The sequence below is a fragment of the Steroidobacter flavus genome (assembly GCF_042651805.1).
GTDB lineage: Bacteria > Pseudomonadota > Gammaproteobacteria > Steroidobacterales > Steroidobacteraceae > Steroidobacter > Steroidobacter flavus.
In genome coordinates this window covers 1,132,921-1,146,707 of record NZ_JBHSDU010000014.1, presented here as the reverse complement: position 1 = coordinate 1,146,707, position 13,787 = coordinate 1,132,921, and the positions used below count along the sequence as shown (strand labels likewise).

Here is a 13,787-nt window from a genome sequence, read left to right as displayed (position 1 = left end):
ATCATGGTTCATCGCAGGCCGGGTCTCCGGGTCGTCATTGGCGTGGCGGGATGGTTGCTCGCGGGCATGACGCTCGCGGCGGATGCCAAGAGTCAGGCGCCGCACGGATCTGTTGTTATCAAACGAGATAACTACGGCGTCCCCAGTATCTATGCCGACGATACGTACAGCCTTTACTACGGCTATGGCTACGCGTTGGCGGAAGATCGATTGTTCCAGTTGGAATCGACACGCCGTTCTTCGCAGGGGCGCGCGGCCGAGGTGTTCGGTGCCAGTTATCTGGAGAAGGATCGCGACGTTCTCACCAACTACGATCCAGAAACCTTGCGACCGCAGCTGGCGGCCCTGAAGGGCGAGCATCGACTCGCGATCGACGGCATGGTCGCAGGCATCAACGCACGCATCCGCGACGTGTTGGCCGATCCGGATCGTCTGCTGCCGAAGCAGTTCAAGGATTTCGGCTTTCAACCCGAGCGCTGGACCGATATCGATGTGCCCATGTCGTGGGTCGGGCAATTGCTGTTTCGTTTCTCCGATTACACCTCGCAGATTTCCAACACGGCGTTGCTGTCCGAGCTGATTGCCGCTCATGGCGATGTTGAAGGAAAGAAGATCTTCGCGACCTTGCGCTGGCGCGATGATCGTTCCTCGCCGCTGACCGTCCAGATTGAAGATCAGGAGTCAGGTCGCGCTGGCAAGCCGGGCCGAGCATTCAAGCCGGCGGAGATGTCATCGCTCAAACCGTTGTCGCCGGCGGCGGCGATGGCCGAGGCGAGTCAGTCGATCAATTTGTGGGGCGGGACCGGGCCGGATCGCACGCCGCATTCGAGCAATACCTGGCTGGTCAATCGCAGCCGGCTGGTCGATGCCGATGCGGTGCTGGTGAGTGGACCGCAAGTCGGCGATCACGTACCCAGCATGATCTGGAGCGCGTCGCTGCACGGTGCCGGCCTCGATGCCACCGGCATGACCTACCCGGGCCTGCCGTATTTGCACTTCGGCACCAACGGCACGATTGCCTGGGGACGGACCGCGCTCGCCGGCAGCATCATCGATGTGTATCAAGAGCAGCTCAACCCGGCGAACCCGCACCAGTATCGTTTCAAAGGCAAGTGGGTGCCGATGACGAAGCGCACGGTCACGATCAAGGTGCGCGACGGTCAGCCGGTGACGCTCGATCTCTATTCGACCGTGCATGGGCCGGTGATCGCTTTCGACGACCAGAACCGCACTGCCTATGCGAAGCGTCGCTCCTGGGCGGGGCGTGAGCTCGAGTCGATGTTCGCGTACTACGATGAGATGAAGGCGCAGTCTTTCAGCGAATGGTCGGCGGCGATTGCACGCAAGTCGAACAACCAGAATCAGTACTACGCCGACCGCGATGGCAACATTGCTTACATTCAGGCGGGCCGCTATCCGATCCGTCCGAAGGACTTCGAGATCCAGTTGCCCACGCCCGGCACGGGCGAGCGCGAATGGCTCGGCTTTCAGCCGGCGGCCGATAACGCGCGGGTGATGAATCCGAAGCGAGGTTACATCGCCAACTGGAACAACCGGCCGTCCATCGATGTGCTCAACACCGATACCTTGCTGTGGTCGAAGTTGAATCATGTCGACGCCATCACCCGCCAGTTCGACGCGAAGCCGAAGCTGACGGTGGCGGAGGTGTGGGACGTCAATCGCACGGCTTCTTATGCGAGCGAACAGCAGCCGTACTTCGTGCCGCTGCTTCGAGCCGCCGTCGCGAATGAAGCGGCCGATAGCCGCGCACGTATCGTTGCCGAAGCGATTATTGGCTGGGATGGGCAGGAAGACGATGCCGCGCGGTCCGGCCGCTACACGTCGCCGGGCGTGGCTGCTTACTATGAATGGATGGCGACCGCGCTGACTCGTTTCTATTCGCGCGACATCCCGAAGAAATATCTCACTGGCTGCGGCGGCGCAGGCTCATCGCTCAATTGCCCTTGGGGCCAGCCATTGGGCGCGCAGGTGTTGTACTTCGCGCTTGCAAAGGGCGAGGGCGGTACTTTGATTCCTCCCTTCGACTTCCTGCACGGCGAAGCTCCCGCCGAGTTCATCCGTGCCACGCTGGCTGAAGCCGATAAAGCTCTGAGTGCCCGCTACGGTGCCGATCCTTCTGTCTGGTTGCTCGAAACCAAACCGAAGACCTGGAGCCCGCTGAGCCCGGCCGAAGTGCCTTGGAGCAGCCCGGACGAAAAGATCGTCTCGAAGCCCAATCAGAAACGCGGCTCGATGAACGCGATGTATGTTTTCAAGAACGGCAAAGTGTCCATGTGCGACGCCACGCCCCCCGGCCAAAGCGGCTTCATCGCCCCCGACGGCAAACCCGACCCTCACTACCGCGATCAACAGCAGCTGTACACCAGCTTCGATTGCAAGTCCCGACCGGTAACCGCGGCGGAGGTCGAGGCTAGTACGGTGAGTCGACGGGAGTTGAAGTTCTAGCCGCGAGCCCGCAGATGCAGCTCCCGCCGCTTGTAGTCGATGATCAACGTATCGAGCAGCCCGATGATATCCATGCCGATCAGCAGCGCCGGCTGATCGGTCATCTTCCAGGCGTCGAAGATATACATATCGCCGAATGTCACCTGCATGCCGCGAAGGGTGAGGTCGCCGAGCTCTACTGAGGGAGCGAGAACGGTTTCGCCTTTTTGGGCGTCGAGAGTGACGCCGATGATGGTGTTCTCCACGCCCTGGCGTTTTCGTTTTGCGAGGGCGGCGCGGAGGGTGCTGTTGCCGATGGTGGTTTGGGCGCCGGTGTCGAGCATGGCGCGAGTGCGGACGCCGGCGAGTTTGACGTCGAACATCAGCAAGTGGCCGTAGCGCAGCTTCACGGGAATGCGGGTGTAGCCGTTGGCGCGGACCGGGCCGGTGGAGCGCAGGATGGAAATCTGGTCGTTCTTGAAATCGATGTGGACGCGTTTGTCGCTGAGGCCGTCCGCGCCCAGCACGCCTTCAGCGCCACCGAACACGTCGGGGACGATGGCGACCTGGCGGTCGCCGAGGAACAGGTCGCCGACTTCGATGCTGTCGACCTTGATGGCGGGCACGATGGAGGAGCCGGTTGCGCCGAGCACTTTCAAAACGTTCGTTCCAGGATTGGTGCCGATCTTCCTGGCGAGCGAGGGAATGACGGCGGTCCGGTTGGCGCCGGTGTCGAGCACCAGTTTGTAAGGGCCTTTGCCGTTGATATAAACGGGAGCCCAGACTCGACCGATGCGATCTCTCAGGGTGGGAGCGACGTAACGCGGCTCGGGGGCGGCGACGACGACTTCCTCGACTTTATTGTCCGCGGTGGCCGGCGGCGGCGGTGCGGATGGAACATCGACGTCATTCGCCAGCGTCGCCAGAGGCGCCAGCGCTACGAGCGCGAATAAAAACAGACGTGGGGCCATAGCTCCCTCGGCACCTGTTCGGCGCCAGTCTCCCCCCAATTCCCCATTCAGTCCCATGAATTCTCCGAGCCGTTTTCTGGACCCGGTCGAATCCTAGCCTTGCAATTAGAGCGTGTCGTCGGCCATTCGTTCCGAGGACTGCGACCACTGACCGTTCCAACGCTCGGCTTCATAGCGCGTGGTCATCGGAAAGCCCGGCGGCCGTCGCTGCTCGAAACGATGGTCGTACTCGATTTCGGTCGCGTAGCGCGGCTCGCTGGCTGACAGGCTGCCGGCCGACAGGCTCCCGAAAATCCTCAAGGTTGCCGCACGCGGATGATCGATGTCGCGCACGACAAAGCGGCGGCCAGCAAAAATGGCCGCATGAATCGTCAGGTCGCCAGGACCGGTCGTGCCGGGCGAGGCGATTTCGATATAACGATCGCTCACCAGGCCGAGATAGTCGCGCGACTCCGGGTCGCGGCGCGGGTCGTTGGCGTAAGTGAGATCGTCCTCGATCACGATCTTGGTCGGCGAGTAGACCAGCATGTTGCCGGCCACCACCCCTTGCACGTACAGCGTCGCACCGACGCTGCCGACGAAGTACACCGGATGCTCGGAAGGCTTGTTCATATAGCCCGAGCCTGGCGCGTCATGGGTGCGCCACATATAACTACCGTCGGCGAAGAAGCGGATGCGCGTGTCATCCGTCAGCTGATGGATGCGGGCTTCCGGATCGTAAGGGGCCCAGGCGAAAGGCTGCAGCGACTGGGGCAGATTGATCCGATTCGTGCGCGTTTCGATGCCGCCGACGAAAACATCCGACTCGCGATTGCGACCTCTGGCCGACATTTCGAAACTACGCGCGGCGGTCGTGACTTTGCCCAGAAACTTCGGCCCGACCTTGGCGTCGTGGAGCACGTTGAACTGCGAATTGCTGTGAAAACGACCGACGATGACGTCATCGTGCAGCTGGACCAATGGATCCCAGCGATCCACCACCTGGGTGAACTGCGAGAACGCGAGCCGTTTGAGCATGATCCGCGTCGACATGAGCTTGCCGTGATCGGACGCGCTCACTTCGGCGACGACCCGATCGAGTGCGGTCCCGTCCCGCGCACGTTCCCACACCATTTTGGCGGTGTATTGCCTGCCGTCCTGTTCCCACTGCAGCGGGGTCTCGGGCTTGCTTTGGAGCTCTTCGGCGAGCTTGGCCAGGCGCTGGGGAAGTGAGGTTTGTTCCTGAATCGACGCCAGGAACGTCACCTCGGGCTTGTCCACCACGGGCGCGACCGGCGGCATGGGCTGAGTTTCGACATCGGGCGGCGTCAGTTCCTCGTCCGCCGGGTTGCTCCGGACTGCCTCGGAAGAGGGCAGCGGCAGCTCGGGCATGGTGACCGAGATATCGGCCGGCAGCGTCGATGCCTGCATCGGCTCGATCGGCCGCAGCTCGACGCCTTCGGCCCGATCGACATCGGGCGCTTCAATCAGGACCAGTTGTGCGAAGGACTGGTCGTTGGAACCGATGCCGTCCTGCTTGCCGCCCAATACGAAGGCGACGATGAAAATCATGAGGTGAAGCGCACCCGACGCACTGGCCGCGACCGTGCGTTGCGCGTTCTTCGACTCTAGAAGGCCAGAAAGCGCCATGGTGCCCCCCTGCGTGAAGGCAAGGGATAGAGTATTCCTGCGCGCGGAAAAAAACAGCCCACCCCGCTTTAGTTAGTGGGTGCTGGCGGTCGAGGCGTTCAGACAGCGCTGGCTGGCCTGGCGGCCGGCGAGGGCCACACATAGATTGATGCTGTCGCCGCTCGGGGCGGTCTGGGCCAGCACATCGCGGACTTCGTCCGCTTTCAAGCGATGTGACAGTAACAGGGCGATGCCGCCCGAAACATTGGCCGCCGCCATCGAGCTGCCGGAAACAAAGTCATAACCATTCTGCGGGACGAGCGTGAGCACGTCGGTGCCGGGCGCCAGCAGAACATTCCGGGCGCTGTGCTCGTGTCCGACCGCATCGACGACCACCACGCCAGGAATTTCCGACGGAAAGCCCGTCGCCGCGCCCGAGCTCGGCAGCGCCGCCACGAAAATCATATCGCGTGCCAGACCGTGCTCGACCAGCCGACGAAGCAACGGATCGCTGGGCCCGCCCAGGCTCAGGTTCACGATGTGAGCTTTCAACTCGATGGCCCTGGCCAGGGCAATGGCGAGCGTGAAGCTGTCACAGACCGCTTGCGCCGGATTGGCTGTATCGGCCCAGCATGCCGCCAGCGCATGCACGTCCGCTTCGGGGGCGATCCCAACGATTCCAAGATGATTGCCGCCAGTTGCGGCAATGATGCCGGTCACTGCCGTGCCATGAGCGGCCGGGCGTGGGCGTTGTCCTGTGAAATTGCTGACAGAGATATGGCTGCCGGCGAGATCGGCATGTGAGGTGTCCACGGCCGTGTCGATGACCGCGATATTCACGCCTTTGCCTCGTGACCAGGTGTGTGCCTGAGGCACGCCCATCGCGGCCAGACTGCCTTGAAGCCCGGCATACGGATCGTTGTAGGCCGCGGTGTCGGCACTGCTGAGCGTGGCAAACGAATTCAACGGCTGCGCCGATTCCACTCGCGCATCGCTGCGAAGTCGTCGAAGCAAATCGGACTGCGATTCGCCGGCATTCATCTCATACACGATGCAATGAACGCTCAACTGCGCGATGGGCCACTCGCGGACCGGTTTCATCCGGTAGTACGTGGCGAGTTGCGACGCCATCGCGCGAGTCGTGGGCGCGATCGCGTAGGGCATGGCCGCGCCGTAATCGCGCGGTGAGGAGCCGGCACGGGCCGAAGGCATCGTGTCCGTGTTGTGTAATGTGATAACGACGAAGCGCTCAGGATGCGTCCGAATCAGTTCCTCTTCGGTGCCATCGCGCGCGAGCTGCATGCAGCCGGCGAGGGCGAGCATCGCGAGCAGAGCAGCCAGGCGTTTCATTGGTAGGTTCCGACGACCGGCTGACTCGGCTCCGCAAACAGAACTTCCGGATGAGCACGCAACGTCACGATGATTCGTTGCACGTCCTTGCCGGCCGGCGCCGACAGCGTGTACACGCCGGCCTCGCTGGGCCCGGCAATGATGTTGCCTTCGATCTGTCGTAGCAGCTCGTTGACCTTGTTCAACGACGCATCGGGAGCGAACACCACGCGCACGGCCGCGCGCGGATCGGCGGCTTCAGGCGTCGGCGTCGAAAGCGTTTTGTATTCCGGCTGGCGGATGGAAGTGAATAACGCGCCCGCGAGCGCGGCGATAGCAACCAGCTGCAACCACAGCGCAGCGATCAGCCACGGCCGACGGACTTTGCGGGATTCGGATACCGGCGTTGCCGGTTGTGTATCGATCTGCGCGAGCAGTTTCTGCCACGACGCATTCGGTGCCGCAATCACATCGTCGTTGCCCCGCATCTGACTGTGAAGCACGCGGTGTCGTTCCAATTCTTCGCGACACTCGGCGCAGCTTTCGGCATGAGTCAGCACAGCGCGTTGTTCGGCGTCGGAAGCGCGGCCGTTCACGACCCAGGGAATCAACTCCCAGCAGTGTTCATGGTTGGCGTGCATTCGGGCGGGCATGCGATTTGTCACTTGCTCGAGTTATTGCCTTGGGGCGGGCTCTGAGCAGCGCCGGCCAGTCGTGGCAACAGCACGCTCAGTTTGCGGCGGGCATGGTACAAGCGTGTCTTGACGGTGTTGACCGGGCAGCTGGTGATCACCGAGATTTCTTCGCAGGAGTGACCGAGCACATACGCCAGCTCCAGGCACAGGCGTTGCTCGAGCGGCAGCTCTTCCAGGGCCTCTTCGATCCATTCCTGAGTTTCGCAAGCTTGCAGATTGTCGACGCCGACCAGCGAATCGGTGGCTTCCAGCTCGACCAGCTCGAACGAGCGTCGTCGCCGGATACTTTTCAACGCGCGTCGATAGGCGATCCCGACGATCCAGGTGGAGACCCGCGAGTCGCCGCGAAAACGGTCGGCACTGTTCCATACCACCAGCAACGTATCGTTGATGACTTCCTCGGCGAGGTCTTGCCGCTGCGTCAGTCGCATCAGGAAACGGGACAGCCGGCGGTGATAGAGCAGATACAGCTCGCGCAAGGCGGTGCGGTCGCGCAGGCTCACACGACGGATCAGTGCCAGCTCAGCTTCGTTATTGCTGAGCGCGGACGGCTTGGCGACCGTCGCCAGTCTCGGACCCGATTCGTTGTGGATACGCGTCATCACGCGGGTAGGTACCCCGGGCAGGCCAAGCGGTTCAATGCAGGTTGCCGAATCTCCAGATCACTGTGCCCAACCAGGTAATGGCGGCCCGGTCGTGACCGAACAGCTCGCGGGCCGTGCGGTCCACGTAGGTATAAGTGAGATGCACGGTGAACCGGTCGGTCGACAGCATCAGCCCGGCGTGGCCGTACCAATACGACTCATCGAACAGCTCGCTCAAGTCCCGATAGCCGACGCCGACATTGCCGGACCAGCCGCGCAGAATGGGTTGGTTGGCACTCAATTCATACGACAGCGTCGAACGGTCGTCCGCGTAGCCCTCATAACTTGCGTCGCCATAGTTCGGCGACCAGGCCACCGTTGCAAACGCCATGGATCGATAGCCCAGCGACGCGGTGACTTCGTCGTAATCGTAGTTCACATAGGGCAGGTCGTTCGGATAGAAATAATGCGTGGCGGTCAGCGACGCGATCCATTCGGGATTGAGTCGCCAGGCGCGGCCCGCATACACATCGATCTCCGTGCTGCCGCCTTTGCCGTGATAACGATCGATCGCGGAGGCCCAGGCGCCGACGGTCCAGCGCTCATCGAACTGGGCGCGCACTCCGCCTTGCAGTGCCGGCTCGCCCTGCGTCTGCGAGATGCCTTGCTGAATGTAATCGCTGGTCAACGCCAGCGAACCGGTCCATTTGATTTCAGCTCGTGCACTGCGCAGCGGGGCGCTCAAGATCAATAGGCACACGACGCATGCAACGAAGTGTCGAGCAGTGGGCGAAGTGAACGTGCTCATGTCGGGCCGTGGGCGCGCTGCTAGTCCGAGAGCATTCCCGGGACCAGCAGCATACGCGTTTCGACGGCCCGATGCGTACTGTCAAAAGTCGTTGCCCAAGGTCAAAGGCTTCGCTTGCATCAATTGTTTTGGGCACCCGCCGTGATCCACGCCCGAAGATTCGCGATCAATGCCGGATCGAGTGGCGCGCCGCCCAGCGGCATGCGACCGCCGCTGATGCCGGACGCACCTTCGACTTTGTGAACCAGATAACTCGTATCCGGATTGCCGGCGCTGACGCGCATCACCGAAGGCTGTTCTGTACTTGCGACACCTACAATCGCAGCAAACGTTGCGGCGGCGTTGCTCAAGTTCATCGAAGAGGGCAGCGAGCTGCCACCGCCGGTGTGACATCCCGAACAAATCGGCGTGAAGATCGTGGATTGCAGTTGGGTGAGTGTCGGTGCGGTGTTGGTCGCGGGCTCGGTATTCAGCGACAGCTGACCGCGCAGTGCGCCAGCCGGTGCGGCCGGCGTATGCACATCGACATACAGATTGTCAGCGGCCAGCGCATCTCGATCGGCTTGCGTGACCGCTTGTCCTTCCAGCAGCCAATGCGTGGGGGCGGTCGGGTCCTTCATCAACGAAAACAATGGCGCGGACGCATTCTGGCCGGCAGGTGAGTTGTGCACGTGAGCTTCGGTTGCATCGTCCACGCCGGTTGTTTGCACATGCACCGTCGCCGTGTTCGCTGTTTCGTTGACGGTCATGGCGGCGAAGCCGGTGGCCGAGTTGGTCACAGGCGGCACCACCTGGCTGTCATCTAATGTCGCCACGGCGACGGCGATTCCTTGCGGCCGGATCTGTCCGCGAATCTCGCCGTTGGGGAAGGCGGCGGTGTGCACGTTTACATACAACTGACCGGCGAGCAGCGCGGTCACCTGGTCGGCCGTCAGCGTGGCGCCGGATTCGGCGTCCCAGCGATTCGGATCAGTGCCGCTTTGCACGAAGTTGACGATCACCGGTCCATTGGTGCCGGCGATGCCGTTATGAATGTGCGCCATCGTCGCCGTGATGCCTGTGAGTGTCACACCTCCTGTCACGGCGCCTGTCACCAGATTGAACGTGAGCTGTCCGGTGCCCGTGGCAGCGGAGCCTGTGCTCGGAAACACTTCGGCCGAAGTTGTCGTCACATCGATCACGGGGAGGTTGAGCACAGTGATCGAGACTGCGGTTGATGTCGTCGAAGCATTTGCACTGTCGACCGTGCGTGCGGTGAGTGAATGCGAGCCATCGGCGACTGTCGATGTGTCCCAGCTCGCCTCGTAGGGAGCGGTGGTGTCGGTCGCGATGACGTTACCGTCGACGAGAAATTCCACGCGATTGATACCTGCGCCAGCGGTAGCGGTGGCTGTCAATTGCACGGTTCTGTTGAGAGAGGGCCCGCTCGGTGCAGTCACCGTTGCTGTCGGTGCCGCGGCTTGCGACATGCCCTGACTCGAACTTCCGCCTCCGTAGCCTCCGCCACCTCCGCCGCAGCCGCTGACCACGATCGTTGCGACCGCGAGTGAAATTTGCACGGCTCTTCGTAGCTGCATGTCGATTCCCCACGAGCGTGACTGTCAAGGGTTGTGCTCATGAGTACCTGAGCGTCGTTTGGAAAGTTCAACGCGGGCCATTGAACTCGACGCGCGTGCGCGGGCACTCATGCGACGAACAACAACGCCTGGGTGATGCATGAGAAAGGCGAAGCTCTTGGCGATGTGCATGACGTGTGCACTCGCCGGTTGCGCTGGCGACGGCAAAGGACTGGATGAGAACGGTCGACCGGAAGGAGAAAGTACCGGCACGTTGCAGCCAACGTTTCAATCCATTCAGGCGAATGTCTTCACGCCTGTTTGCACCGCCTGTCATGCGGGTGCGGCTGCGCCGTTGGGATTGAGGCTCGACGAAGGCGCGTCCTATGCGCTGCTCGTAAATGCGCCGAGTGTCGAAGTGCCGGAGCTGCGGCGAGTGCAGCCAGGCAATCCCAACGCGAGTTATCTGATTCAAAAGCTGGAAGGCACGGCGGCACGCGGCGGGCGCATGCCGCTCAATCAACCTGCCTTGCCGCCAGAGACGATCGCGGTCATTCGACAGTGGATTACGGATGGCGCGCCGAATAGCACGAGCGCGGGCGGCGGTGGCGGCGGCTCGAAGACGCGCTTTGAGTTAGTGACGCTGACGGCTGTCTCGCCCGCGCGCGACGAGACGGTGCCTGCGCCTGTGCGCGACATTGTCGTCGTCTCGGACGTCCAGCTCGACGCGTCGCTGCTGCAATCGAATCTGATTCAGCTGCGCGCCAGCGGCGGCGACGGCAACTTCGATTCCGGCAACGAAGTGTCGGTGCCCGTCGACGCGACGGTTCGCTCCGATCTGCCCACTGTTCTATCGATTACTCCACGTGCGCCGCTCGCCGCGGACTCTTATGAGTTACGCATCAGTGGCACCGAACCGGTCGCACTGGCCGATATGCAGGCCCGTCCCATCGACGGCGATGGCGACGGTGTGCCCGGCGGGGATTTTGTATTGCGCTTCACGGTGGAGATGACGCGATGAGGTCGAGCATGGTGTTTCGGAAGATCTGCGCGCTCGTCGCCTTCGTCGTCCTCGCCAGCGCGCACGTTGCCCAGGCCGAGCCGTACTTTGCCGTTCGCGAAGGACTGAAGTGCGCGAGCTGTCATTTCAATCCGACCGGCGGTGGCATGCGGAACGCTTTCGGTAATGCGTGGGCACAGAGCGCGTTGCCGGCACGTCGAATCGAAGGCACGGGAACGGATGCATGGACCGGTGTGTTGAATTCATTTGTCGCGCTCGGTGGCAATCTGCGCGCGAATGCAACTTACACCGATGTGCCGAATACGCGCGCTGCCTCTGAGTTCGAGCTTCAAGAGTTGCGTGCGTACCTTGCGGTCACCGCGATTCCCGATCGCCTGGCTGTTTACATCGATCAACGCCTCGCGCCGGGCGGCAGTACCAACCTGGAGGCGTTCGCTCGTTACACGACCAAAGATCAGCAATGGAACGTTCAGATGGGCCAGTTCTATTTGCCGTACGGCTTGCGGCTCGAAGATGACGATGCGTTCATTCGTCAGGTGACCGGCATCAACTTTGCGACGCCCGATCGCGGCGTGCAGGTGGGATATGAATCGGCCCAATGGTCCGCGCAACTCGCCGTCTCCAACGGCACGGCCAGCGGCCCCGAGACTGACGAGGGCAAGCAGGTGAGTTTGCGAGCCGAGCACGTGCAGAGCATCTGGCGCGTGGGCGCGGGCTTCAATTACAACCACACGGACGAAGGCAACCGCCAGATGCAGGGCGTGTTCGCGGGCGTTCGCACCGGCCCGATCGCCTGGCTCGCCGAAGCCGACTATCTGAAGGACGAAACGCTCGGCCCGACCGAACGCAAACAATGGGTGGGATTGATCGAGGGCAACTGGCTGATCACCCGTGGCCAGAATCTCAAGCTCACCGCTGAAGTGTTCGAGCCCGATACCGACGTGGACGAAGACGAGCAGAACCGGTTCAGCCTGGTTTGGGAATATGTGCCGTTCCAGTTTCTACAGCTGCGCGTCGGTGCACGCGTGTACGACGGCATTCCTCAGAACGATTTGCAGAACCGGAAGATTTATTTCGCGCAGGTGAATGGATTCTTCTAGGGCCGGCGCTGTTGCCGGGCCGTGATCCCGTCGTGGAGCTGTTGCGCACGCTCAGCTTTCTCTGGAAGGGTCAAACTTTGATCCTTTTCCAGACGCATGAGATCGATCAGCGAGCGCGTGGTGTCTTCTTCGACGCCGTAGAGCGCCTTGGCCACGTCGGGGCCGAAGTGAGCGACGCGTAACGCGTGCAGACCGTCCAGCTCGGCGAGCGCGGCTTCCTCGGTGGCCGGCGCGATGCCGGGTGGATACGACTGTCGCTGTGCTTTGGAATAGTTGTCGTAGCGCTCGAGCAAGGCCGTGGCTTCGGTGGCAGCGGCGGGTGGCAGTGTCGCAGTGGCGTTCTGTTGGGCTTCGGGTAAGTCGGCGCGGTCCGTCTGAGCGAACAACGCTTCCATGTTGAGGCGAGTTTGTTCATCGACGACCAGCTTGCCGGTGCTATCGACGCGGAACGGTTGTTTCGCGTCGGTCTTGCCCGGAGTTGAGTCTGATGGCGGAGCGGCGTCGGGGGCGACGATGTTTGTATCGGGCGCTTCCTCCGCGACAGCCTTTGTTGTCGATCCTTCAGCGAGCGTCGCCGATGTTTGTGGCTCAGCCGGCGGCTGAACCTCCGGACGCCGCCACCAAAAGATCGCCGCGCCAACGGCGACGAGCAAACAAACGATGGCCAGAACCCGATGTCGCATGGTCGCTCCTGACTCGGTCGGAAAGGATGGCGGCGTTGCGGCCGCCATCCTGGCGAGGGCTCTCAGTACGGACAGGTCGAACGATAGTCCGAGAACACCAGCGCCGTGGCGTAGCTCTGATGAGGCGCGCCGCACAGGAACGGCGTGTAACGAGTGTCGTTGTCCATGAAACGCTTGACCCAGGCCACCGAGTAGCGGCCGATCGGGGTGCTGGTGCTGTTGGGCGCGAAGTGCGTGCCGCCGTTCAGCTCCGCGTAGGCCTTGTCGAGAGAGTCCGACAGGCTGTTGTAGAACGGAATGGAATGCGACGCGACCGGCGCAATTGTGTCGGCCTCCGCACCCACCACCAACGTCGGCACCTGCATGCTCGAGAAAGACTTCAGCGTGCTCCATGCCGTTAACGGCACCGCCGCCTTCAACGACGGATTATCACGAGCGGCATACAACGTTCCGCCACCGCCCATCGAGTGACCGGCGACACCGCGACGGGACGCATCGACTTTGGCACGAACAGCGGCGCTGCTGGAGTTGGTGACGTAGTTCAACGCCGCCATCAACTGCGTCGCGCGGCTCGGCGGTTGATCGAGCGTGGTGTTGGTATCGATGGTGATCACGACGAAGCCGTGCGTCGCTATACGGCGCGCGAGCCACGCGATCGAAGATTGAGTCGCGGTGAAGCCCGGGCAGATCGCCAGCACGGCGTACGTGCCGGTAGCGGTCGGGTAGTAGATCGTGCCGCCACCGAAACCGACCGCGCCGAGACTCGACACGCTGGAGGTTGCGACACTGAACGGACCGCTCGTTGCATTCAACGACGCGGAAGTTGGATCGGGTCCCTTTTGATAGGGATTCGTTTGCGCGTGCGCGCCGGCGGCCAGCACCAGCAAACCCAGTCCGATGGCCCATCTGCGGCGGATGTTCTTCCTTTCCATGTGTATCCCCTGATGCATCGTGCATGTTGATGATTTGCGCGTGTTCCGTTCTGCA

At 62.1% G+C, this 13,787-nt stretch carries 12 protein-coding genes; 3 read left to right on the top strand and 9 right to left on the bottom strand.

The window, feature by feature from the left end; translation table 11 throughout:
- Positions 1–3: 3 nt before the first annotated feature.
- Positions 4–2,466 (top strand): penicillin acylase family protein, encoded by a 2,463-nt coding sequence (locus ACFPN2_RS27345; protein WP_380602558.1) that lies wholly within the window; start codon positions 4–6, stop codon positions 2,464–2,466.
- On the opposite strand, the gene ACFPN2_RS27340 is transcribed toward ACFPN2_RS27345, so the two are convergent.
- The 7 genes from ACFPN2_RS27340 to ACFPN2_RS27310 form a co-directional block, all read right to left on the bottom strand.
- Entirely contained in the window at positions 2,463–3,416 is a 954-nt protein-coding gene (locus ACFPN2_RS27340) for an aspartyl protease family protein (RefSeq protein ID WP_380602556.1), read from the bottom strand. The genes ACFPN2_RS27345 and ACFPN2_RS27340 overlap by 4 nt on opposite strands.
- 105 nt (positions 3,417–3,521) lie before the next feature.
- A complete protein-coding gene (locus tag ACFPN2_RS27335) occupies positions 3,522–5,045 on the bottom strand; it encodes a hypothetical protein (RefSeq protein WP_380602554.1) in 1,524 nt (507 codons plus the stop codon).
- A 72-nt stretch (positions 5,046–5,117) separates the two neighbouring features.
- The gene (locus ACFPN2_RS27330; protein ID WP_380602552.1) at positions 5,118–6,374 is read right to left on the bottom strand and encodes a S8 family peptidase; all 1,257 of its coding nucleotides are present in this window, start codon (positions 6,372–6,374) and stop codon (positions 5,118–5,120) included.
- Positions 6,371–7,006 (bottom strand): S8 family serine peptidase, encoded by a 636-nt coding sequence (locus tag ACFPN2_RS27325; RefSeq protein ID WP_380602550.1) that lies wholly within the window; start codon positions 7,004–7,006, stop codon positions 6,371–6,373. The genes ACFPN2_RS27330 and ACFPN2_RS27325 overlap by 4 nt, the downstream gene beginning before the upstream one ends.
- A gap of 8 nt (positions 7,007–7,014) precedes the next feature.
- On the bottom strand, positions 7,015–7,650 hold the full coding sequence (locus ACFPN2_RS27320) for a sigma-70 family RNA polymerase sigma factor (RefSeq protein ID WP_380602866.1): 636 nt from the start codon (positions 7,648–7,650) through the stop codon (positions 7,015–7,017).
- 34 nt (positions 7,651–7,684) lie between these two features.
- Complete coding sequence (locus ACFPN2_RS27315) at positions 7,685–8,440, bottom strand: TorF family putative porin (protein ID WP_380602548.1); 756 nt, start codon at positions 8,438–8,440, stop codon at positions 7,685–7,687.
- Positions 8,441–8,559: 119 nt separating this feature from the next.
- Positions 8,560–9,909: a CHRD domain-containing protein gene (locus ACFPN2_RS27310; RefSeq protein WP_380602864.1), complete on the bottom strand. Its 1,350-nt coding sequence runs from the start codon at positions 9,907–9,909 to the stop codon at positions 8,560–8,562.
- 247 nt (positions 9,910–10,156) lie between these two features.
- Between ACFPN2_RS27310 and ACFPN2_RS27305 the strand changes: the two genes are divergently transcribed.
- Complete coding sequence (locus tag ACFPN2_RS27305; RefSeq protein ID WP_380602546.1) at positions 10,157–11,017, top strand: hypothetical protein; 861 nt, start codon at positions 10,157–10,159, stop codon at positions 11,015–11,017.
- Between the two features lie 8 nt (positions 11,018–11,025).
- Positions 11,026–12,117 (top strand): porin family protein, encoded by a 1,092-nt coding sequence (locus ACFPN2_RS27300; RefSeq protein WP_380602544.1) that lies wholly within the window; start codon positions 11,026–11,028, stop codon positions 12,115–12,117.
- Here ACFPN2_RS27300 and ACFPN2_RS27295 read toward each other — a convergent pair.
- Both ACFPN2_RS27295 and ACFPN2_RS27290 read right to left on the bottom strand, forming a co-directional pair.
- Positions 12,114–12,800, bottom strand: a complete 687-nt coding sequence (locus ACFPN2_RS27295; RefSeq protein ID WP_380602542.1) for a lipase secretion chaperone — start codon at positions 12,798–12,800, stop codon at positions 12,114–12,116. The two genes, ACFPN2_RS27300 and ACFPN2_RS27295, sit on opposite strands and share 4 nt — an antisense overlap.
- A gap of 62 nt (positions 12,801–12,862) precedes the next feature.
- Positions 12,863–13,732 carry an alpha/beta hydrolase family protein gene (locus ACFPN2_RS27290; protein WP_380602540.1) on the bottom strand — a complete coding sequence of 290 codons (870 nt, stop codon included), beginning with the start codon at positions 13,730–13,732 and terminating at the stop codon, positions 12,863–12,865.
- Positions 13,733–13,787: the final 55 nt, after the last annotated feature.